The sequence below is a fragment of the Microbacterium marinilacus genome (assembly GCF_019753765.1).
In the GTDB taxonomy this organism is placed as follows: domain Bacteria; phylum Actinomycetota; class Actinomycetes; order Actinomycetales; family Microbacteriaceae; genus Microbacterium; species Microbacterium marinilacus.
Genome location: NZ_JAIJZW010000011.1, coordinates 32067 through 56982, shown reverse-complemented (window position 1 = coordinate 56982; position 24916 = coordinate 32067). Strand labels below are relative to the sequence as shown.

The following is a 24916-nucleotide window of genomic DNA, read 5'->3' as shown; positions in this document are numbered from 1 at the left end:
GTGTTCCTTTCTCATGGGCGCGGGGACGGCTCGTCGGCCGTCGAGGACATGCGCATCGCCGCCGCGGCGAGGGCGACCCCGCGCGCCCCGGACGGCCGCACGTACCCGCGCGCCGTGGGACCGATGCCGGCCGCGGCCAGGTCGAGCAGCTGGAGGGCGTGGCTGAACGCGAGCCGGTTGCAGTCGAGCACCGGCACGTCCGGGTGACCGCCGACGGACGTGTAGCCGTGATGCGTGAACAACGGGGCGAGATAGCCGCAGCCGACGACGACCGCGTCGGCGCCGTCTTCGACGGCCGCACGCGCGACCTCGTCGAAGCGCTCGATGAGCGGCTCCGGGTCGTGGATGGCGCGCACCACGTCGGCATGGCTCGACTCCGGATCGTACGACCGCACGGGCCTCTCGGCCAGGAATCCGGCGGGGCCCAGCCGGGTGAGGTCGTCGCGGAAGATCGGCACGAGCGCCGGCGACACGGTCACCACGACCGCGCGGCGCGCCAGGCTGCCGACGGCGCGGCTCGCTCCGTCGGGCAGGCTGGTGACGGGCACCGTGCTCGCGGCGCGCACGGGCTCCGTCGGCGCTCCCCAGCAGCCAATCACGATCGCGTCCGACTGCTCCTGCACGTCGAGCGCGGTGGCCAGGATCGCGGCGTCGCTGAGCAGCCGGTTGGCGGGCGTGCGGATGCCGCCCGCGTCGACGCCGACGTGCCGGATGCGTGTGCGGACGCGCCCGTCGGCGAGAAGCGCGACCTGGTCGGCCAGGAAGTCCCAGAGCTCGCCGAGCGCCGGGTCGCCGACGGTCGCCTCCAGCCAGGTGACCGTCCGTCCCCCGTCCGCCGCCGTCACGCGTGCCCCCGCGCGAGCCGCCGCTCGACCATCACGGACAGCCACGTCGCCGGCACGGAGATCACGGCGTAGATCAGGCCCGTGATCGCGTACACCTGCAGGTACTCGAACGTGACGGCCGCGGCGCGATAGGACTCGCCCATGAGCTCGCCGACCGAGATCGAGTAGGCCAGCGAGGTGGCCTGGAACGACATGATGGCGAGCCCCATGAGCGCGGGGATGGCCGATCGCAGCCCCTGCGGCAGGACGATCCGGAGGAACGACGTCATGCCGGTCAGGCCGAGCGCGGACGCCGCCTCGGTCTGGCCCCGGGGCACCGACTGGATGCCGGCGCGGATCATCTCCGACGAATAGGCGCCGGCCGTGAAGGTCAGGCCCACCGCGGCCGACCAGAACGAGTCGAACACGATGTCGAGCGACGGCAGCCCGAAGTAGACGATGTAGAGCACGACGAGCGCGGAGATGCCCCGGCCGATCTCGACGACCACCAGCGTCGGCCACTTCAGCCACGGCCTGCGGGACGCGACCCCCAGCGCCAGCAGCAGCCCGAGCGCGTAGCCGAAGACGACGGAGATGGCGGTCAGCTCGAGGCTGACGACCAGACCCCGGCCGAGCACCGGCAGGTGTTCCAGGGCGCCCATCAGCGGCTCCTCTGCATCCGGGTGTCGAGGCGTCTCGCGAGGATCGCGATGGGGACGCTGATGACGAGGTAGACGGCCGCGGCGACGAAGAACGCCGTGAAGCCGCCCTCGGCGGTGTTCTGCCGGGTGAAGAGGTTCGCCTGGAAGACCATGTCGGCGACGCCGATCGTGGAGGCCAGGGACGAGTCCTTGATGAGCGACAGCAGGAACGCGGTCATGGAGGGCAGCGCGGTGCGCAGCGCCTGCGGGGCCAGGATCCGGCCGAACGACGTCGCCCGGCTGAGCCCGAGCGCGGCGGCCGCCTCGGCCTGCCCGCCGGGCAGCGTCGCGAAGCCGCCCCGGTAGATCTCCGCGAGATAGGCGGACGAGATCACGCCGAGCGCCAGCACCGCCGCGGTGAGCGAGTCGAGCCGGACCGAGCCGACGGACACGCCGAAGTAGAGCAGGAACAGCCACACGAGCGGCGGCACGCCGCGGACGAGGTCCACGACGAGGCGCAGCGACAGGCGCACGGGCGCGAAGCGCGACCGCAGCCCGAGCATGATGGGCACCCCTCCGACCAGTCCGATCGCGAACGACAGCGCCGTGACGAGGAGAGTCAGGGGCAGGCCCAGCAGGACGATCGAGACGACCTCCGGCATGCGGATCAGCGCCCCATCACGGCGGACAGGAAGCGGCGCGTGCGCTCCTCGCGCGGATCGGACATGATCCGTCCCGGCTCGCCCTCCTCGATGATCCGACCGTCCGCCATGACGACCAGGTGGTCGGAGACGTCGCGCGCGAACTGCATCTCGTGGGTGACGACGATCATCGTCATCCCCGTGTCCGCGAGCTCCCGCATCACGGCGAGCACCTCGACGCCCACCTCGGGGTCGAGCGCGCTCGTGGGCTCGTCGAACAGCATGGCGCGCGGTCCGAGCGCCAGGGCACGGACGATCGCGATGCGCTGCTGCTGCCCGCCTGAGCACCGGGCGGGGTGGGCGCCCGCCTTGTCGCGCAGACCCACGCGCTCGAGGAGCGTGAGCGCGCGGGCCTCGGCCTCCTCGCGGCTGCGTCCGAGGATCCTCTCCTGCGGGAAGGCGATGTTGCGCAGCACGGTGAGGTGCGGGAACAGGTTGAAGGACTGGAAGACCATGCCGATCTGGCGACGCAGCGCCAGGAGGTCCTTGGCGGGCAGCGGGGTCCCGGCGTCGATCGACTGGCTGCCGACCGTGACGCGACCGGCGTCGGGGGTCTCCAGCAGGTTCACGCACCGCAGCAGGGTGCTCTTGCCGGAGCCGGAGGGCCCGATCAGGGCCGTGACGCTGCCGGGGCGGACCGACATCGAGATGTCGTCGAGGACGAGGTTGCTGCCGAAGCTCTTCGACAGGTGCTCGATCTCGACCCCGGCCATGGCCAGCTCGTTCTGCTGGGTGAGAAGGGGGCTGGGCACAGCAGCTCCTCTCTGGGTAGGGACGGGGCCGGCCGCCGGCCGACCCCGTCGAGGGGTCAGCGGAGGGAGGTCGCGGCCACGTCGGCCGGGACGATGAGGTCGGCCAGGTCGTACTCGCCGAGGACGTCGGCGAGCGTGCCGTCCTCGCGCCAGCCGTCGATCAGCTCGCTGACGGCATCCGAGAGCGCCTGGTTGTCGGGGTCGATCGGGTACGAGATGATCGGCGGGTCCTCGGTGACCGCGATCCGGGAGTCCGGCTCGACGGCCTCGACCTCGAAGTCGGTGCCCTCGTAGGCGATCAGCGCGACGGCGTAGCCGTCGAGGGACGCCTGGATCCGGCCGTTGACCAGGTCCTGCTTCATCTCGACCGTGCCGGGATAGCTCTTGTAGCTGTCGCCCAGCAGGGCGGACGAGTCCGCCTCCCAGGAGAATCCGGCGCCCGAGCCGACGTCGCCGACCTCCAGCAGCTCGTCGACCGTGCTGATGCCGTCCGCCGAGACGATCGCCATCGCGTCGTACTGGGTGGGGCTCGTGAAGCCGACCTGCTTCGCGCGATCCTCCGTCACGTACCAGCCGCCGGTGATGACGTCGGCCTTGTGCTGCTCGGTGATCATCGCGATGCCGTTCGCGTAGGTGATCGGCACGTAGGCGATCTCGAGGCACTCGGTCTCCGCGACGAGCTTCAGCAGGTCGACGTCGGCGCCGGTGGCGTCGGTGCCGCTGGTGCCGGAGTAGGGCAGGTTCTCGGGCACCCCGACCGTGAGGGTCCCCTCGGTGAAGGTGGTGAGGTCGTCGTGTGCGGGCGTGCAGTCGGCGGCGACGGACGACGTGGCGGGTCCGGCGCTGGAGCAGCCGGCCAGGGCCAGGCCGAGGGCGACGGACGCGGCGGCGCCGGCTCGCAGGGCGAGCCTTCGCGCGCCAGGGAGGGGGGTGTCTCGGTGCATGGGTGGGGTCCTTCCGCTGTATCGGGTGGGGTGGGACTGGTCAGGTCGCGGTGAGGCCGCCGTCGATCGTGAACACGGAGCCCGTCACGAACGACGCGGCGTCCGAGAGCAGGTAGCGGATCAACGGGGTCACCTCCTCCGGTCGGGCTCTGCGCCCGAGCGGGGTGCCCGAGCTGCTGCCTCCCGGCGGCTCGTCGTCGTTCATCGGCGTGGCCACGCCTCCGGGACAGATCGCGTTCACACGGATCCGAGGCGCGAGCTCGACGGCGGCGACGCGTGTCAGCGCGAGCAGGGCGGCCTTGGAGGCGGAGTAGGCGGCGTATCCGGTCGACCCCACGAGCGCGGCGGTCGAGGAGACGTTCACGATGGCCCCGCCGTCGACGATCAGCGGGGCGATCGTCCGGATGCCGAGGAACGCCCCGAGCGAGTTCACCCGCTCCTGCCGCGCCCACGCGTCCACCGAGGTGTCGGCGATGAGGGCGTGGCGCAGGATGCCCGCGTTGTTCACCAGACCGTGCACCGGCTCGGGCCGCTCGCGCAGCTCGTCCGCGAGCGCGGCCCAGCCGCCCTCGTCGCCGACGTCGAGGCGGCGGTACACAGCGTCCCCACCGGTCGCCCGCAGCCCGGCGGCGAGGGTCTCGCCCGCCTCGTCCTGGACGTCGGCGATGACGACGCGATGACCGGCGGCGCTCAGCACGGCGGCGTGGGCGGCGCCCTGCCCGCTCGCGGCCCCGGTGATCACGACGGCGCTCATCGCATCACGTCGCCGCCGGCGAGGACGATCGTCTCGCCCGTCAGGAAGCCCGCGTGCTCGCCGTGGGAGATGAGCCACACCCAGGCGGCGATCTCGGCAGGCTGGGCCACGCGCCCCAGCGGGATCGACGCCGCGGCGGCCTCCATCCGGCCCGTGGCGGCGTTCCCCGGCGTCGCCACCCAGCCCGGCGCGATCCCGTTCACGCGGATGCGAGCCGGCGCGAGCTCGAGTGCCAGCGACTTCGTCAGCATGACCACCGCGGCCTTCGAGGCGCCGTAGAGCAGCTGGCCCCGCGACACCTCGTAGGCGTCCACCGAGGCGAAGTTGACGACGCTGGCTCCCTCGCGCAGCCAGGGGCGGGCCGCGGCGATGACGTTCAGCACGCCGAGCACGTTGATGTCGAAGACCCGGCGGTAGAGCTCGTCGGTGTAGGTGTCGAGCGTGGTCGGAGGATAGACGCCGGCGATGTTGGCGACGACGTCGATCCGCTCGCCCTCCGGCAACGCCGCGCCGATCGCCGCCGACACCGCGTCGCGGGAGCGGACGTCGGCGGCGAGGGCGATCAGCCGGCCCGACCCCGTCGGCTCGATCGCGGCCGCGGTGATGTCGAGCGCCAGCACGGTCCACCCGCGGCTCAGGAAAAGCTCGGCGGTGCTCAGCCCCATGCCGCTGGCGGCGCCCGTGATGAGGGCGACGCCGGTCGCCGTGGTCAGGTCCTGTCCCTCGTTCAGATGTGGCACCCGTTCATCGAATCGGGATCCGCGAACTAGGACAAGCCTGATTGTTGTATGTTCGCGATAGGTAAAACCTTGAGGAAGGTGCGCCATGCCGCTCCCGACGATCCGCCAGCTCGAGTACTTCGTCACCGCCGCGCGGCTCGGCACCTTCGCGGCCGCCGCCCTCGAGCTGCGGATCGCGCAGCCGAGCCTCTCCGAGCAGATCACCGTGCTGGAGCGGACCCTCGACGTGCGGCTGTTCACGCGGACGTCGCGCCGCGTGCTGCTCACCGACGCGGGCAAGCAGCTGCTGCCGCTCGCCGAGAAGGCGATCGGTGACGTCGTGGAGATCACGAAGCTCGGCCGGAGCGTGCGCGCCCTGGAGGAGGGCACCGTGTCGTTCGGCACGTTCAACAGCGCGCACCTGTACCTGCTCACGGACCTGATCCGCGAGTTCCACTCCCTGCATCCCGGGGTCCAGATCCAGGTCACCGGCCTCAACTCCGCCGAGGTCGCCGATGCCGTGCGCGCCGGACGCATCGAGGCCGGGCTGGTCCAGCTGCCGATAGACGCCCGCGAGCTGCAGGTCTCCCGCACGGCGTTCGTCGACCAGGTCGTCTACGTCTCCCGGGAGAAGGCGAACACCGCGGCCCCGATCGACATCGCGACCCTGGCGACGCGGAAGCTCATCCTCTCGGAGGCTCGCTGGTCGACGAGCGATCCCCTCCGCGTATCCCTGCTGGAACGTGCCCAGTCAGCCGGCATCGTCCTCGAGCCGATCATCGAGGTCGAGTTCCAGACGCACGCCCTCGAGCTGGCCGCGCAGGGCGTGGGCGACTCGCTGGTGTCGTACCACGTCGGGCGGTCGGTGATGGCGGACCGCGGGCTGTCGTGGACCCGCCTGGAGCCGGCCGTCGAGGAGAGCTACGCGTTCATCACCCGCCGCCGCGGATCGATCTCGCCCGCGACGGCCGAGTTCATGGCGCTCGCTCGGCGCTCCCTGGCGCGCATCCAGAACGCCTGAGCGCCCGTCCGCGCGTCACTCCAGATCGGAGATCGCGGCCTCGAGACGCTCGATCTTGCCGTCGATCTCCCCGGAACGGCCGGGACGGATATCGGCCTTCAGCACCAGCGAGACGCGGCTGCCGAACGGCAGGACGGCCTCGGTCGCGCGCTTGACGACGTCCATCACCTCGTCCCAGGTCTCGCCCTCGATCTCGGTGAACATCGACGTCGTGCGATGAGGCAGGCCGGAATCGCGCACGACCTTGACCGCGGCGGCGACGGCGTCATGGACGGAGCCGTCCGGGTTGTCGGCGGCCGCCCCGGAGGGGGCGACGGAGAAGGCGACGAGCATGGCGGTGGTCCTCTTCCTCGGTCTGGCGCCTCTCGGCGCGTGGTCTTCCGGCCTACGGGCTTCCCGGACTCTCGCCGTCCGGCGCGGCGATGGCCGGACGGGCCGGCGCACCCCCTCCGATGGTGCGCCCCACGGCCGGCACGGTCCCGCGGGGCACGCGGACGCGATCGGGGACGGGCACCCGTGCGAGCCGGACGATCGCCCACACCATGAGCGCGACGACGACGACGTTGCGAGCGGTCAGCACCGACACGGCGACAGGCTCGGCGGCGAGCAGGCCACCGTACAGAACCGGGTACACGGCCTGCGTCAGCGCCGCCGCCACGAGGGCGAGCGCCGCGAGCGGCCGGGCCCGTCGCCGGTCGAGGACGATCCAGAGCACGAGCGGGGCGATCAGCCAGTCGTGGAACTGCGGCGAGCCCACCTTGTTCAGGGCGATCAGCGCGGCGACCAGCGCGAGGGCGAGAGGCGGGAGCAGCCGGAGGACCGAGGCGCCGCGGCGCACCTTCACCGCGCCCATCAGCATGAGCGCGAGCGCCACGGCCGCGAGCAGCGGCGTCATCAGCGCGATCACGACGTCGACGTTGGGGCCGGTCACCTGGAACGTCAGGATCTGGTCGTCGTAGAACAGCCACCAGCCCTCCACTCCGAGCGCATCCCCCCACACGTACGCCGTGCTCACGGGCGCCTCGAGCTGCAGCCCCCGGCCGGTCTGGGCCGTGACGAAGCCGAGCAGATGCGCGGCCCCGCCCGACAGCAGCACGACGACGACGATGACCGCCGTCGTCACGAGCGCGCCGGAGAGCACCTCCCCGCGGCGGCGGACGGCGACGACGGCCGCAGCGAGCAGCGCCGCGGGCCACACCTTGATCCACGCCCCCGCTGCCAGAAGCGCCGACGCGACGAGGGGCCTCCGCGCGAGCAGCAGCAGCCCGACGACGGCGAGCGGCACCGTGACGGCGTCGATGCGGTACATCCCGACCGGGCCGAGGAGCAGCGCGAAAGCGAGCCAGAACCGCGCCGCCGCCCGTCGGCCACGGGAACGGCCGTCGCCCAGCAGCAGCCAGAAGCCCACGGCGTCGAGCAGGGTCACCAGGACCGCCCACGCCACCGTGTAGCCGCCGAGCCACGCGAAGGCGTGCGCGAGGATCATGGGCGCGAGCGCGAGATGCGGGTACACCCAGTCCTCGGTGATCCCCACGACGCCGGCGCCCTGCAGCGCAGACGTCGACCAGGGCTCGTACACGAGGTACACGTCGCCCATCGGCTGGTTCGGCAGCGCCCAGCCCAGCCAGGCCACGAGAGCGTGCACGACGAGGAAGCCGGCCCACAGCCAGGCCCTCACGCCGCGTCCCCCGCCGGCGCGCGCCGCACCGAACCGACGTGTCTGCACGCGACCATCCTAGGAAGCGGCGAGCGCCGCCGCGTACGCGGCCGGCAGGTGCGCGGCGACGTCCAGAGCCGTGACGGGGTGACCGGCCTCACCGCCGGCGACCCCCGAGGCCAGACGCCCCGCGTGGCCGTGCAGCCACGCGCCCGTCGCCGCCACCGGCCCCAGGGCGTCGGCGTCGATCGGGCCGTTCGCCGCCGCGGCGGCGGCCAGCGCCCCGATGGCGCCGGCGAGGACGTCGCCGGTGCCCGCGGTCGCGAGCCAGGGCGTGCCCGCGCGCACGGCCGTCCACCACCCGGTCGGCGCGGCGACGATCGTCACCGCGCCCTTCAGCAGCACGACGCCGCCGAGCGCGACGGCGGTCTCGCGCGCCACCAGCAGCCGCTCGTCGAAGCCGCGCCGCAGGCGGTCCTGCAGCGGGTCCTCCCCCTCGAGGTCGTCGACGCCGAGGCCGAGGGGGATGCGCACCTCGCGCAGCTCGCCGTCGTGCGGCGTGACGACGATCGGACCCCGCGCCTCCGCGGCGAGGTCGAGCGCGCCGGCGTCGACGACCGTGGGCGCGCCCGACCGCAGGGCTCCGAGCATCGCCGCGCGCACCTCGTCCGGCCGCGACCGCGCGTCCACACCCGACCCGAGCACCCACGCGTCGGTGCGCCCCTCGCCGGTCACGGTCTCGGGCCGGCGGTGCAGCACGAGCCGCGCCACCTCCGGTTCCCCGAGCCAGCGCACCATCCCGGCCCCGGCGCGCGCCGCCCCCTCGACCGTCAGCACCGCGGCCCCCGGGTAGGCGGGCGAGCCGGTGCGCAGGCCCACCACTCCCCGGGAATACTTGTGGGAGGTCGCCGTTGGCACCTGCAGGACGCCTGCCGCGTCCCGCGCGGTCCACTCGCGTGCCGTCATGCCCGCCACGATAACGCCCACCGCGACGTCCCCCGCCGGGGGTCCGGTGCGATCGGAGATACATGAGCCTGTTGTTCAGCCCCCTGACCCTGCGCGAGACGACCTTCCGCAACCGCCTGTGGGTGGCGCCGATGTGTCAGTACTCCGCCGAGGAGGGAGTGCCGAACGACTGGCACCACGTGCACCTGGCGCAGTTCGCGTCGGGCGGCGCGGGACTCGTCGTGGCGGAGGCCACCGCCGTGGTTCCCGAGGGGCGGATCTCCCCGCGCGACACCGGCATCTGGAACGACGACCAGCGCGACGCCTGGCGCCCGGTCGTCGACGCGATCCACGCGCGCGGGTCGCTCGCGGGCATCCAGCTGGCGCACGCCGGCCGCAAGGGGTCGACGTGGTGGCCGTTCGCCACGCGCGACGGCCTCGCGCTCCACGGCAGCGTGCCGGCCGCAGACGGCGGCTGGACCGCCGTCGCCCCCTCGGCGGTCGCCTACGAGGGCTTCGCCGAGCCGGTCGCCCTGGACGCGTCCGGGATCGAGGCGCTCGTCGAGGCGTTCCGCGCCGCGACGCGCCGCGCGCTCGACGCCGGGTTCGACGTGCTGGAGGTGCACGCCGCGCACGGATACCTGCTGCACGAGTTCCTCTCGCCGCTCAGCAACCGTCGCTCCGACGAATGGGGCGGCACGCTCGAGAACCGTGCGCGCGTCGTCGTCGACGTCGTCCGCGCGGTGCGCGCCGAGGCCGGCGAGGGCGTGCCGGTGCTCGTGCGCTTCTCGGCGTCCGACGCCGCGCCCGGCGGCCTGGAGCCCGACGACGTCGCGCAGGTGTCGCGCTGGGCGGTCGACGCCGGCGCCGACCTCATCGACGTCTCGAGCGCCGGGCTCGTCGCCCACCAGCAGCTCGCGGTGGGCCCGGGGTACCAGGTGCCGTTCGCCGCGCGGGTGCGCGAGCTCTCGGACGCTCCCGTCGCCGCGGTGGGCATCATCACGTCGGGGGTCCAGGCCGAGCAGATCCTCCGGGACGGCGATGCCGACGCGATCTTCGCGGCGCGAGAGTGGCTGCGCGACCCGCACTTCGGCCTGCGCGCCGCCGGGGAGCTGGGCGAGGCGCCGGAGAGCATCTGGCCACCGCAGTACATCAGGGCCTTCCGCCCGACGCGCTGACCCCGTACGAGAGACGGCCCCCACCCGGTCGGGCAGGGGCCGTCTCTCACCGGTGCGTCATCGGGTGCGCCGGGTGGCGTCGTGGATCTCGCCGATCAGCTCCTCCAGGATGTCCTCGAGGAACAGCACGGCCGTGGTGCGGCCCTCGGAGTCGCGCACGCGAGCGAGGTGACGACCCGCGCGGCGCATGAGCGCCAGCGCGTCCTCGAGGTCGGTCGTCTCCTGCACCGGCACCATGTGGTGGATCCGCTTGGCCGGGATCGGGCGCAGCGCCTTCTCGGGCACGTCCCCGTCGCCGGCCGCGCGCAGCACGTCCTTCAGGTGCACGTACCCGATCGGCTCGCCCTCGGGGTCGACGATCACGTACCGCGAGTAGCCGTGCTTCGCGACGGCGCGCTCGATCTGCTCGGGCGTGGTCGTCTCGGGCAGGGCGACGATGTCGCCCAGCGGCACCGCGACGTCCGCGGCCTTCTTGTCCGTGAACTCCACGGCGGCGGCGACGGCGCCCGACACGTCGTCCAGCACGCCCTCTCGGCGCGACTGGGTGACGATCGTGGCGACCTCGTCGAGCGTGAACGTCGACGCGGCCTCGTTCTTGGGCTCCACCCGGAACAGCCGCAGCACCGCGTTGGCGACCCAGTTCAGCGCCCAGATGACCAGGTGGAAGACCTTCGACACCCACACCAGAGGCGTGGCGAGGATCAGCACCGCCCTGTCCGGCACCGAGAACGCGATGTTCTTGGCGACCATCTCGCCGAACACCACGTGCAGGTACGACACCAGCAGCAGCGCGATCACGAACGCGACCGTGTCCACCAGTGCCTCCGGCAGGCCGAGCAGGCCGATCGGCACCGCGAAGAGGTGGTGGATCGCGGGCTCCGACACGTTCAGGATCAGCAGCGAGCAGATCGTGATGCCCAGCTGCGACGTCGCGAGCATCAGCGTCGCATGCTCCATCGCGTAGAGCGCGGTCTTCGCCGCGCGCGAGCCGCGCTCGGCGAGCGGCTCGATCTGCGAGCGGCGCGCGGAGATCACCGCGAACTCGGCGCCCACGAAGAACGCGTTCGCGAGCAGCAGCACCACCAGCCAGACGATTCCCATCCAGTCGCTCATGCCTCGCCCCCCTTCTCCGAGACCATGCCGGGCAGGTCGTCGTTCCCGTCGCTCGGCAGCGGGTCGGGGGTGTACCGCACGCGATCGACGCGTCGCCCGTCCATCCGCTCGACGGCCAGCACGCCGTCCTCGACGCGCACCGCGTCGCCGACCACGGGGATCCGCTCGAGCACGCTCATGATGTAGCCGCCGACCGTGTCGTAGGCGTCGTCCTCGGGCACCACGATCTCGGCGCGGTCGCGCAGCTCGTCGGGGCGCAGCTGACCCGGGAAGGTCAGCGAGTCGCGGTGGCGCACGACGCCGGCGAGGCGCCGGTCGTGCTCGTCGGCGACCTCGCCCACGATCTCCTCCACGAGGTCCTCGAGCGTGACGACGCCCGCGGTGCCGCCGTACTCGTCGACGACGATCGCCATCTGGTAGCCGCGCGAGCGCAGCTCCGACACGAGCTGGTCGAGGTGGACGGTCTCGGGCACGCGCAGCGGCTCCGTCGCGAGCGCGGCGGCCGGCACGTCGGCCCGCCGACCGCGCGGCACCGACACGGCGGCCTTGAGGTGCACGATCCCGACGATGTCGTCCATCGACTCGTCGAACACCGGGAACCGGCTGTGGCCGGTCTGGCGTGCGAGCTCGATCACGTCGTCCGTCGAGTCGCCGGCGGCGACGGCGTGCACGCGCGGGCGCGGCGTCATCACGTCACCGGCGGACAGCCGCGAGAAGTTCAGGGTGCGGTCGAGCAGCGTGGCCGTGTCCTCCTCGAGCACGCCGGCGACCGCCGAACGCCGCACGAGCGAGGAGAGCTCCTCGGCAGTGCGGGCCCCCGAGAGCTCCTCCTTCGGCTCGATGCCCATCGAGCGCAGCACCGCGTTGGCGCTGCCGTTGAGCAGCGCGATCGCGGGCCGGAACACGGCGGTGAACGCGATCTGGAAGGGAGCGACGATCTTCGCCGTGGCGAGCGGCACCGCGAGCGCGAAGTTCTTCGGGACCAGCTCGCCGAGGATCATCGACAGGATCGTCGCGACCGTCATCGCCACGACGGTCGCGATCGGCGCGACGGCGCCCTCCGCGATCCCCCACGAGAGCAGGACGGGCGCGATCAGGTGCGAGAACGCCGGCTCGAGCGTGTATCCGGTCAGAAGAGTGGTCAGCGTGATGCCGAGCTGCGCGCTGGAGAGGTGGGTCGACGTGCGTCGCAGCGCGGAGATCGTCATGGTCAGGCGCGGCTCGCCGCGCTGCTGCCGGGCCTCGAGCTCAGCACGGTCGAGGTTGACGAGCGCGAACTCGCTGGCGACGAAGAGGCCGGTGCCCACCGTCAGGAGGAGCCCCACGCCGATCAGGATGACGTCCATCAAGAATCACCTCCCCGAAGGGGCGAGGTGCGGCTGTGGGGCGAACTACTGCAACTGGGAGGGTCGTCCATCGTGCTCAGCAGTCTAGGGGCGTGGGGGGGGGGGGGGGGGGGGGGGGGGGGGCGGGCGGGGGGGCCGCCCCGGGGGGCGGGGGCGGGAGGGCCGCGCGGCGCCGGGGCGTGTTGCTTGGCGGCGCCCCCCCCCCCCCCCCCCCGCCCGCCCCCCCCCCCCCCCCCCCCCCCCCCCCGTCGCAGGATGCGCGATCAGGCCTCCGGGCCGTCGGCGGGAGCGGCCGCGGGCCGCCGTGCCGGAGCCTTCGCGGCGGGAGCGGCGGCGTCCGCGCCTCCCGCCGCGCGGATGCCCTCCCCGATGCCCTCGCCGACCGCGCGGCCCGAGATGATCGCGCCCAGGTCGACGCCGGTCGCCGCCTTGACGGCGTCGAACGTCGCCCGCATCCCGACCGCCTGCTCGCTCGCGAGGTGGGCGGAGGCGCCGCCCTCGCCGCCGAGCACCGTGATCGACCCGACGCGCTGGTAGCCCTTGGCGAACTCGGCCATCATCGGCACCACGGCCTCGATCGCGCGCTGCGCCATCAGCGCCTCCTCGTGCTCGGCGATCGCCGCGGCCTCGGCCTTGATCGCCGACGCCTTGGCGTCACCCGCAAGCCGGATCGCCTCGGCGTCGGCCTCGGCGCGGAACTTCGTTCCCTGCGCGTCCTGCTGGGCCACGAACGCGGCCGCCTCACCGGCGGCGCGCTGGGCGCCCGCGTCCGCCTCGGCGGAGAGACGCACGGTCTCGGCGTCCGCGGCGGCGCGGGTCTTGACCTCGAGCGCCTTCTGCTCGGCGATCTTCGCCTGGGCCTCGGCCTCCTTGATGCGCGAGTACGCCTCCGCGTCGGCCGCCTTCTGCTGCTCGTACGCCTCGGCGTCCGCCCTCTGCTGGCGCTCGTAGGCCGCCGCCTCCGCCACGCGGCGCACCTCGGCGTCGAGCTTCGCCGCCTGGTTCATCGCGGCCTGCTCGAGGACGCCCTGCTCGAGCTTCTCGCGGGCGAGCTTCTCGGCGGCCTCGGCCTCGGCGTTCGCCCGTCCGATCTCGGCCTTCGCGTTGGCCGTGTTCTTCTGGTACGCCGTGTACTCGACGAGGTTCTGCTCGTCGGTCGCGATCTTGTTGCGCTGCACCTCACGCTGCGCGGTGATGCTCGCGACCTGCGCGTCGCGCTTGACGCGCTCGATCTCGCTGGCTCCCAGAGCCTCGATGTAGCCGTTCTTGTCGGTGATCCCCTGGATCTGGAACGAGTCGAGGATGAGTCCCTGCGCCTCGAGGTCGCCCTTGATGTTCTCGGCGATCTGGTCGGAGAGCTGCTGGCGATCGCGCATGAGCTGCTCGACGGTCAGCATCGCGACCACTCCGCGCAGCGATCCCTCGAGCTGCTCGCGCGTGAACTGCTCGATCGCGCCGTCCTGCGAGGCGAAGCGCTCGGCGGCACGGCGCACCTGGTCGGCGTCGGAGCCGATCTTGAACAGCGCGACGCCCGTGACGTCGACCGTGACGCCGTTCGACGACTGCGCGGTCGGCTCGACGTTGATCTGGCGGGCGCGCAGCGAGATGAGCTCGGCGCGCTGCGTGATCGGGTTGACGATCGCGCCGCCACCGGTGACGACGGTGATCCGCGAGGTCTCGCCGTCGGCGCCGCGCTGGTTCTTTCCGACGATCACCAGCGCCTCGTCGGCCTTCGCGATGCGATACCAGGCGCGGAACAGCAACAGGATGATCAGCGCCAGGATGACCGCGCCGACCGCGATCGGTCCGACCGTGAACAACAGCGAGAAGGGATCCACCGGGTCTCTCCGTTCGATACGGCGAGCGTCTGCCCTGCGCCCGCTTCTGCCGCTCAACCTATCGGGTGCCGAGGACGCGCCGGGACATCCCGTCACACGATGCGCTCGCCGACGCCGCTCCCGCCCAGCGGCACCAGGCCCGTCGCCCGCCTGTGAGGGGTCTCCTCATGACGCCCCGGCGGGTGGGCCGATCCGCGATCTGGGCTAGGCTTTCAAGGCGTACGCGAGGCGCGCACAGGCGTGCATTCGGACATGACTTCATCGATGAAAGAAGGCGAATCGGCCGTGTCGAGCCAGGTAACGGGCACCGGGACTTCGAACGAAGGGGAGTTCGGGGCCAATCAATGGCTCGTCGATGAGCTCTACCAGCAGTTCAAGGCGGACAGGAACTCCGTGGACAAGGAGTGGTGGCCGGTCCTCGAGGCCTACGACGCCTCTCAGGGAGAAGCCGCCGCCCCGCAGCCGGCGGCTCCGTCCGCCGCCGCTCAGAGCACGCAGCCGGCCTCCGCGCAGGCACAGGCGCCGGCCGCCGCCCCGGCCCAGGCCGCCGCGCCGACGCCGAGCACGGGCCAGCAGCCGGTCGCGCGCACGACGGCGAAGCCGGCCGCGCCCGCGCCGATCCCCGCCGACGCGCCGCAGAAGGCCTCGGCTCCCGCCGAGTCGGCCGAGCCGAAGCCCGCCGAGGACGTCGTCACGCCGCTCAGGGGCATGCCGAAGACGCTCGCCAAGAACATGGACGAGTCGCTCACGGTCCCCACGGCCACGAGCGTGCGCACCATCCCGGCGAAGCTGATGATCGACAACCGCATCGTCATCAACAACCACATGTCGCGCACCCGCGGCGGCAAGGTCAGCTTCACGCACCTGATCGGCTGGGCGCTGATCCAGGCGCTGAAGGAGTTCCCCAGCCAGAACGTGTTCTACGCCGAGGTCGACGGCAAGCCCTCCGTCGTGGCCCCCGCGCACGTGAACCTCGGCATCGCGATCGACCTGCCCAAGCCCGACGGCACGCGTGCGCTGATGGTGCCGAGCATCAAGAACGCCGACACGCTCTCGTTCACCGAGTACCTCTCCGCGTACGAGGACCTCGTCAAGCGCGCCCGCGGCAACAAGCTCACGGCCGGCGACTTCGCCGGCACGACGGTGTCGCTCACGAACCCCGGCGGCATCGGCACGGTCCACTCCGTCCCGCGCCTGATGAAGGGCCAGGGCTGCATCATCGGAGCCGGCGCCCTCGAGTACCCCGCCGAGTTCCAGGGCGCGAGCGCGAAGACGCTCAACGAGCTCGCGATCGGCAAGACGATCACCCTGACGAGCACGTACGACCACCGCGTGATCCAGGGCGCCGGATCGGGCGAGTTCCTCAAGAAGGTGCACGAGCTGCTGCTCGGCCAGCGCCGCTTCTACGAGGAGATCTTCGCCGCGCTCCGCATCCCGTACGCGCCGATCGCCTGGAACAACGACGTCGCCGTCGACCTCGCCGAGCGCGTCGACAAGCAGTCGCGCGTGCAGGAGCTCATCAACTCGTACCGCGTGCGCGGCCACCTTATGGCCGACATCGACCCGCTCGAGTACGTGCAGCGCCTGCACCACGACCTCGAGATCGAGTCGCACGGCCTGACCTTCTGGGACCTGGAGCGCGAGTTCGTCACCGGCGGCTTCGGCGGACGCCGCACGATGAAGCTCCGCGACATCCTCGGCGTGCTGCGCGACTCGTACTGCCGCACGACCGGCTACGAGTACATGCACATCCACGACTACGAGCAGCGGGAGTGGTTCCAGCAGAAGCTCGAGGTCAAGTACACCAAGCCCGACCACGACGACCAGCTGCGCATCCTGCGCAAGCTGAACGAGGCCGAGGCGTTCGAGACGTTCCTGCAGACGAAGTACGTCGGCCAGAAGCGCTTCTCGCTCGAGGGCGGCGAATCGCTCATCCCGCTGCTCGATCGCATCCTGGAGGGCGCGGCCGGGGCCGGCCTGGAGGGCGCCGCGATCGGCATGGCGCACCGCGGCCGTCTCAACGTGCTCACCAACATCGCGGGCAAGACCTACGGACAGGTCTTCCAGGAGTTCGAGGGCGCGCTGCCCGGCAACAAGCGCGGCTCGGGGGACGTGAAGTACCACCTCGGCACCGAGGGCACGTTCGTGACCGAGCAGGGCGAGAAGCTCGACGTCTACCTCGCCGCGAACCCGTCGCACCTCGAGACCGTCGACGGAGTGCTCGAGGGCATCGTCCGCGCCAAGCAGGACCGCAAGCCGGTCGGCTCGTTCACGTGGCTGCCGATCCTGGTGCACGGCGACGCGGCCTTCGCGGGCCAGGGCGTCGTCGTCGAGACGATGCAGATGTCGCAGCTGCGCGGCTACCGCACCGGCGGCACCGTCCACGTCGTCGTCAACAACCAGGTCGGCTTCACGACGCTGCCGCAGGACGGCCGCACGTCGGTGTACGCCACGGACGTGGCCAAGACGATCCAGGCCCCCATCTTCCACGTGAACGGCGACGACCCCGAGGCCGTCGTGCGCGTCGCGGAGCTCGCGTTCGAGTACCGCGAGCGGTTCCACCGCGACGTCGTGATCGACCTGGTCTGCTACCGCCGCCGCGGGCACAACGAGGGCGACGACCCGTCGATGACGCAGCCGCTGATGACCAACCTCATCGAGGCCAAGCGCTCCACCCGCCGCCTGTACACCGAGGCGCTCGTCGGCCGCGGCGACATCACCGAGGAGGAGTACGACCAGGCCAAGCGCGACTTCCAGGACCGCCTGGAGGTCGCCTTCGCCGAGACGCACGCCGCCGAGACCGGCTCGATCCCCATCGTCGACGCGTCGGGCCCGGTCTCGACCGAGCCCGTCGGCGCGCCGGAGACCACCGGCGTCCCGACCGAGGTGATCCACCAGATCGGCGACGCGCACGCCAACAAGCCCGACGGCTTCACCGTGCACAGCAAGCTGCAGCAGCTGCTCGACAAGCGCGTGCAGATGAGCCGCAACGGCCAGGTCGACTGGGGCTACGGCGAGCTGCTCGCGTTCGGCTCCCTGCTGCTCGAGGGCAAGCCGGTGCGCCTCGCCGGCCAAGACGCCCGCCGCGGCACGTTCGTGCAGCGTCACGCGACGTTCCACGACCGCGTGAACGGCCAGGAATGGCTGCCGCTCGTGAACCTGTCCGACAGCCAGGCCCGCTTCTGGGTCTACGACTCGCTGCTGAGCGAGTACGCGGCGCTGGGCTTCGAGTACGGCTACTCCGTCGAGAACCCCGAGGCTCTGGTGCTGTGGGAGGCGCAGTTCGGCGACTTCGTCAACGGCGCCCAGTCGATCATCGACGAGTACATCTCGGCGGCCGAGCAGAAGTGGGGCCAGCAGTCGAGCGTCGTGCTGCTGCTCCCCCACGGCTATGAGGGGCAGGGACCCGACCACTCGTCGGCCCGCATCGAGCGCTTTCTGCAGATGTGCGCGCAGGACAACATGACGGTGGCGCGTCCCTCGACGCCCGCGTCGTACTTCCACCTGCTGCGTCGTCAGGCGTACGCCCGCCCGCGCAGGCCGCTGATCGTCTTCACCCCGAAGGCGATGCTGCGCCTGCGGGGTGCCACGAGCGAGGTCGCGGACTTCACCTCGGGTCGCTTCGAGCCGGTGCTCGACGACAACCGGGGCCTCGACGAGGCGGGCGTGAAGAAGGTTCTGCTGCACTCCGGCAAGATCCACTGGGACCTGCGCGGCGAGCTCGACAAGCGCCCGAACGATGCGATCGCCCTGGTGCGCCTCGAGCAGTTCTACCCGGCGCCCGTCGACGAGCTGAACGCGGTGCTCGACACGTACCCGAACGCCGAGCTGGTGTGGGTGCAGGACGAGCCGGAGAACCAGGGCGCCTGGCCGTTCATCGCCCTCGAGGTCGCGAAGAGCCTCAAGGGACGCTCGATCAGCGTCGCCTCGCGCTCCGCGTCGGCGTCGCCGGCGTCCGGCTCGTCGAAGGTGCACGCCAACGAGCACGCCGACCTGATGCGACGCGCGCTCGCCTGACCCACGCCCGACGAGAGACGGGGGGGCCCCCCGCGGGCGGCCGCGGGCGGGGCGGCGGGGGCCCCCCAGCGGCGGCGGCCCCCTGTGGCGCCGCGCGCGCGCCCCCCCCCCCCCCCCCGCGCGCCGGCCGGCCCCCGGGGGCCGCCCGTCTCTCGTTCCGCGGCGCACACGATCGAGGAGAGCGCCCGCGCGGAAGCGGACAAGCGCGGGATCGAGGACTGCCTGGCACGAGCGGCCCTAGATCCTGCACATGCCCGCTCCCCTGCGCGAGAGCTCCTCGGCTACGAGGGCGGGATGAGGGTGAGGAAAGGACGACCGCGGCGGCGCTGCGCTCCCGAAGGGACCGGCATCGGCATCACCACCGGGGCTCATGTCTTCCGAGGTTCAGCCAACAGACGCGGGACCGACCGACGCCCGTTCGATGAGTTCCTGCGGCAGCACCCGCACCGTGGCCGGACGCTGCACGCCCTGGATCCGTTCGATCAGCATCCGTGCAGCGGTCGCACCGAGTTCGCGCAATGGTTGTGACATGACGGTGATGCCGGGCTCGCTCACGGCCGTCCAGTCGGCATTGTCGAATCCGACCAGTGAGACGTCTCCCGGCACAGACAGCCCCGACTCTCGAAGAGCCCGGAAGGCCTCGATCGCCACGATACTGTCGGAGGCAACGATCGCAGTGACGGGAGCGGGGCCGCGGGTCAGCTGCCGGACGATGTACGCGATGCCCTGGGTCCTCGCATCCAGGCGCACGTGCTCGAGAGGCCGGACGACGCCGGCCGCTCGAAGCGCGGCAGCGAATCCGGCGACGCGATCCTCGATCGCAGACGACTCCAGGCGCGGTTCGAAGAAGATCTCGCCCGCCCGGCCGATGACGATCCGCCTCTCCAGGTCACCGAGCTCGCTGAGCGTCGAGATGAAGGCAATACGTCGGTGCCCGAAGCCGAGCAGAAGCCGGGCCAGACGAGCCGCCCCATCGCGGTTTGCGGCGATCACCGCGTCGGCCTCGAAGCCGTGCACGAGGCGATCGAAGAACGCCACTGGTCGACCTGACTCGATGATCGGAGCGTAATTGGCGAGTGTGGAGGAAGAGGCCGGCGCGACCACCAGTCCGTCCACGCGCTTGGCCAGCTGCACGTCGATCGCCTTCCGCTCGCTGTCCACGCGTTCCCCCGAGTTGGAGAGGATGAGATCGAACCCCGCCTCGTCGGCGACATCGGCTGCACCTCGGGTCGCTTGTGCGAACGCGGGGTTCTCGATGTCCCCGACGATCATTCCGATCGTTCGAGAACGGCCCGTGCTCATGCTTCGCGCGACCTCGTTGCGGCGGTAGCCGAGGTCGTCAGCGGCTCCTCGCACACGCTCTCGAACCCGCTCGCTGACGGCGCCATAGGCGCCGAGAGCACGTGCGGCAGTGGCTTTGGAGACACCGGCGGCTGCGGCGACATCGGCCACCGTCGCCGCACGCCGCCCCGGCTCCCGCATCACGATGACCCCCTTCGGCCGTTCTTGCGTACTCTACCGAGGCGGACCGGGCATTGACGCCATGGCATTTATGCATGTACTGTTCAAACAGTCAATTGAGACCGGTCTCACTTGCATGGCACCTCCCCACCCCACCAGCGGCCCCCAGAGCCACACCACCGAGAGGACCCACCCGATCATGAAGAGCACCCGTCTTACCCGCATCGCCGGGTCCGTTGCTTTCGCAGGCCTGCTGGCGCTCACCGCGTGCGCACCCGCCGCCTCGGACTCGACCGAGGACACGGCAGATGCGAACCCCTACGGCCTGATCGCCCCCGGCCAGATCCGCGTGGCCACGCTCGGAGATGCCAAGCCCTACGCATTCACCGACGAGTCCGGCGAGTTCACCGGCTTCGATGTCGAGCTGTTCACCGACGTGGCGGAGCGCATCGGCATCGACGACGTCGTCTTCACCGGGCAGGACTTCTCGGGCCTGCTGGCCGCGGTCGCCAACGGACAGTTCGATGTCGGCGTCGCCGCGATCGGCATCACCGAGGAGCGCGAGCAGACAGTCGACTTCTCCGACGGATACCTCGCCGGCTACCTCACCGTGATGGCCTCTCCCGACGCGGGCGTCTCCGACGCGGAGGATCTCGCCGGCAAGCGCCTGGGTGTCGTGCAGGGCACGCTTCAGGACGCCTACGCCGAGAAGAACTTCACCGAGACCGAGCTTGTCCGCTTCCCCGACAACAACGCGGCCGTCTCGGGCCTGAACAGCGGCACCATCGATGCGCACTTCCTCGACTACGAGGCGGCGAAGGAGTATGCGCAGCAGTACGGATTGGTGAACGCGATCGACATCCCCTCGTTCGACGCCCCGGCGGGCTTCGCGATCGCGAAGGGAAAGCCCGAGTTCCAGGCGGCGCTCAACGAGGCGCTGAACGCGGCGATGGAGGACGGCACCTGGAAGGAGCTGTACGAGAAGTGGTTCCCGGGCTCCCCCATGCCCGAGCAGTACCTGCCCAGCGACGAGCAGAACGGCGAGTGATCGGGCACCCAGCGGCGCGACAAGCGGAGACCGACATGGATTGGCTCGACAACGTCATCAGGACGTTCCTGAACTTCGACTCGATGCTGCAGGTACTGCCGCAACTGCTCGGAACGGGGCTCCTCAACACCCTCGTCATCTCGGTCTGGGCGACCCTCTTGGGCACGGTCATGGGCATGATCCTCGCCATCATGGGCATCGCCAAGACCCCCTGGCTACGGATCCCGGCGCGCGTCTACACAGACGTGTTCCGAGGCCTGCCCGCCATCCTCACCATCCTGCTCATCGGCCAGGGCTTCGCACGGTTCAGTCAGCAGCTGTTCGGCCCCTCGCCCTACCCGCTCGGGATCCTGGCGCTCAGCCTGATCGCGAGCGCCTACATCGGCGAGATCTTCCGCGCCGGCATCCAGAGCGTGGATCGCGGGCAGCTGGAGGCGTGCCGGGCGCTCGGTATGAGCTACGGCAGCGCGATGCGCCTCGTCGTCGTCCCTCAGGGCGTCCGCCGCGTGCTGCCCGCTCTCGTGAACCAGTTCATCGCGATCGTGAAGGACTCGAGCCTGGTCTACTTCCTCGGCCTCCTCGTCAGCGAGCGCGAGCTGTTCCGCGTCGGGCAGGACGCCGCGGTGTTGACGGGCAACCTCTCGCCGCTCGTGCTCGCGGGCGTCTTCTATCTCGTCATCACCGTGCCGCTGACGCATCTCGTCAATCACTTCGACAATCGCTTCCGCGTCGGACACCGCAAGGCGGCGCCTCCGAAGAGCGGCTTGGAAGAGGTCGAGGAGCAGACCCTGAGCCCGGCACTCACCCGAGGAGAGAACACATGACGTACACCTCACCCGTTCCGGTGACGGACGGCCGCTTCTACGAGGGCTCGGCGCTCGAGATCTCCGGCCTCGTGATGGCCTACGGCGATGTCGAGGTGCTCCGCGACGTCTCGCTGTCCGTCGCCCCCGGCACCACGACGTGCGTGATCGGTCCATCCGGATCCGGGAAGTCGACGCTGCTCCGTGGTGTCAACCGCCTGCACGAGCCGAAAGCAGGGTCGGTCCGCATTGCGGACGACGATGCGCTCAGCCTGCGCCCGGATGAGCTGCGCCGTCGGGTCGGACTGGTCTTCCAGCACTTCAACCTGTTTCCGGACCACACGGCGCTGCAGAACGTCGCGCTAGCGCTGCACGACGTGAAGCGGCTGCCGAAGCGCGAGGCCGAGCGGATCGCGCTCGCGCGGCTGACCGAGGTGGGGCTCGCCGAACGGGAGGGCCACCGGCCCCGCGACCTGTCCGGCGGCCAGCAGCAGCGCGTCGCGATCGCGCGGGCCCTTGCCATGGAGCCGGAGGTCATGCTCTTCGACGAGGCCACGAGCGCTCTCGATCCGGAACTTGTCAAGGGAGTGCTCACGCTGATGGCCGGCCTGGCCCGGCGCGGCATGACCATGCTCGTCGTGACACACGAGATGAACTTCGCACGCAAGGTGGCCGACCAGGTCGTCTTCATGGACGAGGGGCGCGTCGTCGAGTCGGGAACGCCTTCGCGAATATTCGACGACCCCCAGAGCGAGCGGCTGCGACTGTTCCTGTCCGAGGTGCTGTGAACGCCCCGATCCGGACCGCGGTCGTCGGCTTCGGCGTCGCGGGCCGCTGGTTCCATGCCGCGTTTCTCGCCACCGACCCGGCCTATCGGCTCGATGCGATCGTCAGCAGCGACGCCGAGCGCGCCGCCGCGGCGCACGCCGAGCACCCGGGCGCGAGCGTGTTCGCCGATCTCGACGAGCTGTGGCGTCGCGCCGACGACCTCGATCTCGTCGTCGTCGCAGCGCCCAGCCACCGTCATCGCGCGCTGGCCGAGCGCGCGCTGGACCACGGTCTGCACGTCGTGGTCGACAAGCCGCTCGTCGCCGACCCTGCCGACGGCGAGGCGCTGATCGCGCGGGCGCATGAGCACGGCCGCGTGCTGACGGTGTTCCACAACCGTCGCTGGGACGGCGACTTCCTCACCGTGCAGGAGCTGATCGATGGTGGACGACTCGGCGAGGTGCGACGCTTTGAGTCGCGCTTCGAATGGTGGCAGCCCGAGGCACCGGAGGGATGGAAGTCGCAGACTGCCGCCGCTGACGGCGGAGGCATCCTGTTCGACCTCGGACCGCACGTCATCGACCAGGCCCTGCGGCTGTTCGGCCCCGCGCGCTGTGCGCACGCGGAGCTCGCCACGCGCCGCGCGGGCGCCGCGGCCGACGATGACGCGTTCGTCGCGCTCGAGCACGACTCCGGTGTGATCTCGCACCTGTGGATGAGCGCCGTCGCGTCGGCTCCCGGTCCGCGCTTCCGCGCGGTGGGCTCGGACGCCACGTTCACCTCCTGGGGGCTGGACGGCCAGGAGGCCGCGCTCCTCGCCGGCGCGCGACCGGGCGATCCCGGCTTCGGCGAGACGCCGCCCGAACGGTGGGGCACGCTCACCCGAGGTGACCGATCGGAGCCCGTTCCGATGCGGAGCGGCGGCTACGGTGCCTTCTACGCGAGGCTCGCCGAAGCCATTCGCGGCGCCGCACCGCCGGTCGATCCACGAGACGCCGTGGCGGGCCTCCGGATCATCGCGGCCGCCAGACGCCGGGCCACACAGCGGCCCGGCACGCGGCACCACAACCCAGAACGCGACGATGCAACGCCCCATGGCACGGCGCACCGCAATACAGACAGCAACACAGAGGAAGTAGGAGAGAGACATGCCTGAGTCCGCAGCGAAGAAGGTCGTCGTCGTCGGAGGCGGCATCCTTGGCGCATCGACCGCCGCCCACCTCGCCCGTGCCGGCGCGACCGTGACGCTCGTCACCGCGGGAGCCCTCGCCGACGGCGCCTCCGGGCGATCGATCGCGTGGCTGAACTCGTCCGGTGACCGCTCGCGCGAGTATCACCACCTGCGGCTCATGGGCATCGACCGCTACCGAACATGGGCGTCACAGCACCCCGACGGGCGCGCGTATCTGCGCTTTGACGGCGCGGTGAAGTGGGCCGCTCCCGGCGAGACGCTGCGTGACACCTTCGCGTTCGAGAGGGCAGCGGGCTACGACGCGGTCTGGGTCGATCGCTCCGACATCGCACGCGTGGCGCCCCATGTGAATCCGGAGGCGGTGGCAGACGAGGGCGCGATCTTCAACGCGGGCGAAGGCTGGGTCGATCTCCCGGCGATCGTGGCAGCGCTGGCAGAGCAAGCCAGGCGTGCCGGCGCACGAGTCCTCGAGCATGCGGGCGAAACGCACGTGGCGACCGAGCACGGTCGAGTAACGGGGGTGATCCTCGGGAACGGCGACATCCTGGGAGCCGACAGTGTCGTTCTCGCCACCGGTCCGGCTGCGCCCGCCGAGCTCGCTCGGCTCGGGGTAAACGTGCCGAACTCGTCGCCCGCTGCGTTCGTGCTCTTCACAGAGCCGACCGACGTTCCCATCCGCACAGTGCTCAATACGCCGCGCGTCGCCGTCAGGCCGGCAGCCGACGGCGGACTGGTGCTGGACGCCGACTGGGCGGAGCAGACCGTAGTCGTGGCCGGGGACAGGACGTTCTCGGTCCCGGAGACGTCGGTGGAGGGCCTGCTGCAGGAAGCCTCCCGCGTGCTTCTCGGCTCACCCGAGCTGAAGGTCGCGCGGATCGGTGCGGGCTGGAAGCCGATCCCGGGCGACGGCAACCCCGTCGCGGGCGCCGTGCCGCAGGTCCCCGGCCTGTACGTGCTGTTCACGCACTCCGGCGCAACACTGGGCCTCATCCTGGGCGAGCTGCTCACTGAGGAGATCCTCACCGGCGGCGTGCCCCCTGCGCTGCGCACGTTCCGCGCGGATCGCTTCACGAGCAGCCAGCTCAGCACCCCTGTGCCGACGGGCGCCTGGGCGGCGGTCCGACAGGATTGACTCATCGTCCCCGCCGCTGCGCCGTGCTCGGCGTGGGATCCCGCTCTCCGGCGCTGCTCGGC

At 71.4% G+C, this 24916-nt stretch carries 22 protein-coding genes; 8 read left to right on the top strand and 14 right to left on the bottom strand.

Annotated elements, in window-relative coordinates; genetic code table 11:
- Positions 1-11: 11 nt before the first annotated feature.
- From K5S26_RS15675 to K5S26_RS15645, 7 genes are all read right to left on the bottom strand, one after another.
- Entirely contained in the window at positions 12-845 is an 834-nt protein-coding gene (locus K5S26_RS15675) for an aspartate/glutamate racemase family protein (RefSeq protein ID WP_221859900.1), read from the bottom strand.
- Positions 842-1486, bottom strand: coding sequence for an amino acid ABC transporter permease (locus K5S26_RS15670; RefSeq protein WP_221859898.1), 645 nt, complete (start codon positions 1484-1486; stop codon positions 842-844). Before K5S26_RS15670 ends, K5S26_RS15675 begins: the two co-directional genes overlap by 4 nt.
- Positions 1486-2127: an amino acid ABC transporter permease gene (locus K5S26_RS15665; protein WP_221859896.1), complete on the bottom strand. Its 642-nt coding sequence runs from the start codon at positions 2125-2127 to the stop codon at positions 1486-1488. Before K5S26_RS15665 ends, K5S26_RS15670 begins: the two co-directional genes overlap by 1 nt.
- 5 nt (positions 2128-2132) lie before the next feature.
- Positions 2133-2879, bottom strand: coding sequence for an amino acid ABC transporter ATP-binding protein (locus tag K5S26_RS15660; protein WP_221860021.1), 747 nt, complete (start codon positions 2877-2879; stop codon positions 2133-2135).
- A 95-nt stretch (positions 2880-2974) separates the two neighbouring features.
- Positions 2975-3862 carry a transporter substrate-binding domain-containing protein gene (locus K5S26_RS15655; protein ID WP_221859894.1) on the bottom strand — a complete coding sequence of 296 codons (888 nt, stop codon included), beginning with the start codon at positions 3860-3862 and terminating at the stop codon, positions 2975-2977.
- A 40-nt stretch (positions 3863-3902) separates the two neighbouring features.
- Positions 3903-4616, bottom strand: coding sequence for an SDR family NAD(P)-dependent oxidoreductase (locus tag K5S26_RS15650; protein ID WP_221859892.1), 714 nt, complete (start codon positions 4614-4616; stop codon positions 3903-3905).
- Positions 4613-5356 carry an SDR family NAD(P)-dependent oxidoreductase gene (locus K5S26_RS15645; RefSeq protein WP_221859890.1) on the bottom strand — a complete coding sequence of 248 codons (744 nt, stop codon included), beginning with the start codon at positions 5354-5356 and terminating at the stop codon, positions 4613-4615. Before K5S26_RS15645 ends, K5S26_RS15650 begins: the two co-directional genes overlap by 4 nt.
- An 85-nt stretch (positions 5357-5441) precedes the next feature.
- Between K5S26_RS15645 and K5S26_RS15640 the strand changes: the two genes are divergently transcribed.
- Positions 5442-6356, top strand: coding sequence for a LysR family transcriptional regulator (locus K5S26_RS15640; RefSeq protein ID WP_221859889.1), 915 nt, complete (start codon positions 5442-5444; stop codon positions 6354-6356).
- A gap of 15 nt (positions 6357-6371) precedes the next feature.
- On the opposite strand, the gene K5S26_RS15635 is transcribed toward K5S26_RS15640, so the two are convergent.
- Genes K5S26_RS15635 through K5S26_RS15625 form a run of 3 tightly spaced genes read right to left on the bottom strand, consistent with a single transcriptional unit; the run spans position 6372 to position 8979 of the window.
- Entirely contained in the window at positions 6372-6689 is a 318-nt protein-coding gene (locus tag K5S26_RS15635; RefSeq protein WP_221859887.1) for a thiamine-binding protein, read from the bottom strand.
- Positions 6690-6741: 52 nt separating this feature from the next.
- Positions 6742-8082: a hypothetical protein gene (locus K5S26_RS15630; RefSeq protein ID WP_308123019.1), complete on the bottom strand. Its 1341-nt coding sequence runs from the start codon at positions 8080-8082 to the stop codon at positions 6742-6744.
- A gap of 9 nt (positions 8083-8091) precedes the next feature.
- Entirely contained in the window at positions 8092-8979 is an 888-nt protein-coding gene (locus K5S26_RS15625) for an ADP-dependent NAD(P)H-hydrate dehydratase (protein WP_221859885.1), read from the bottom strand.
- A 62-nt stretch (positions 8980-9041) separates the two neighbouring features.
- Here K5S26_RS15625 and K5S26_RS15620 point away from each other — a divergent pair, with 62 nt between their 5' ends.
- Positions 9042-10136, top strand: coding sequence for an NADH:flavin oxidoreductase/NADH oxidase (locus tag K5S26_RS15620; protein ID WP_221859883.1), 1095 nt, complete (start codon positions 9042-9044; stop codon positions 10134-10136).
- A gap of 57 nt (positions 10137-10193) precedes the next feature.
- On the opposite strand, the gene K5S26_RS15615 is transcribed toward K5S26_RS15620, so the two are convergent.
- From K5S26_RS15615 to K5S26_RS15605, 3 genes are all read right to left on the bottom strand, one after another.
- On the bottom strand, positions 10194-11249 hold the full coding sequence (locus K5S26_RS15615; protein WP_221859881.1) for a hemolysin family protein: 1056 nt from the start codon (positions 11247-11249) through the stop codon (positions 10194-10196).
- Positions 11246-12595, bottom strand: coding sequence for a hemolysin family protein (locus K5S26_RS15610; RefSeq protein ID WP_221859879.1), 1350 nt, complete (start codon positions 12593-12595; stop codon positions 11246-11248). Before K5S26_RS15610 ends, K5S26_RS15615 begins: the two co-directional genes overlap by 4 nt.
- A 263-nt stretch (positions 12596-12858) precedes the next feature.
- Positions 12859-14433 carry an SPFH domain-containing protein gene (locus tag K5S26_RS15605; protein WP_221859877.1) on the bottom strand — a complete coding sequence of 525 codons (1575 nt, stop codon included), beginning with the start codon at positions 14431-14433 and terminating at the stop codon, positions 12859-12861.
- Positions 14434-14718: 285 nt separating this feature from the next.
- On the opposite strand from K5S26_RS15605, the gene K5S26_RS15600 reads away from it, so the two are divergent.
- Positions 14719-18450, top strand: coding sequence for a multifunctional oxoglutarate decarboxylase/oxoglutarate dehydrogenase thiamine pyrophosphate-binding subunit/dihydrolipoyllysine-residue succinyltransferase subunit (locus K5S26_RS15600; protein ID WP_221860019.1), 3732 nt, complete (start codon positions 14719-14721; stop codon positions 18448-18450).
- 384 nt (positions 18451-18834) lie between these two features.
- Here the strand turns inward: K5S26_RS15600 and K5S26_RS15595 are convergent, their stop codons facing one another.
- On the bottom strand, positions 18835-19932 hold the full coding sequence (locus K5S26_RS15595; protein WP_246604123.1) for a LacI family DNA-binding transcriptional regulator: 1098 nt from the start codon (positions 19930-19932) through the stop codon (positions 18835-18837).
- 178 nt (positions 19933-20110) lie between these two features.
- On the opposite strand from K5S26_RS15595, the gene K5S26_RS15590 reads away from it, so the two are divergent.
- The 5 genes from K5S26_RS15590 to K5S26_RS15570 are packed head-to-tail and all read left to right on the top strand — an operon-like array spanning position 20111 to position 24854.
- Entirely contained in the window at positions 20111-20959 is an 849-nt protein-coding gene (locus K5S26_RS15590) for an ABC transporter substrate-binding protein (RefSeq protein ID WP_221859873.1), read from the top strand.
- Positions 20960-20994: 35 nt separating this feature from the next.
- Positions 20995-21783 carry an amino acid ABC transporter permease gene (locus K5S26_RS15585; RefSeq protein WP_221859870.1) on the top strand — a complete coding sequence of 263 codons (789 nt, stop codon included), beginning with the start codon at positions 20995-20997 and terminating at the stop codon, positions 21781-21783.
- Positions 21780-22550 (top strand): amino acid ABC transporter ATP-binding protein, encoded by a 771-nt coding sequence (locus K5S26_RS15580; protein WP_221859868.1) that lies wholly within the window; start codon positions 21780-21782, stop codon positions 22548-22550. Before K5S26_RS15585 ends, K5S26_RS15580 begins: the two co-directional genes overlap by 4 nt.
- A complete protein-coding gene (locus K5S26_RS15575; RefSeq protein WP_308123018.1) occupies positions 22547-23686 on the top strand; it encodes a Gfo/Idh/MocA family protein in 1140 nt (379 codons plus the stop codon). The genes K5S26_RS15580 and K5S26_RS15575 overlap by 4 nt, the downstream gene beginning before the upstream one ends.
- Entirely contained in the window at positions 23679-24854 is a 1176-nt protein-coding gene (locus tag K5S26_RS15570) for an NAD(P)/FAD-dependent oxidoreductase (protein ID WP_221859866.1), read from the top strand. Before K5S26_RS15575 ends, K5S26_RS15570 begins: the two co-directional genes overlap by 8 nt.
- Positions 24855-24916 lie beyond the last annotated feature (62 nt).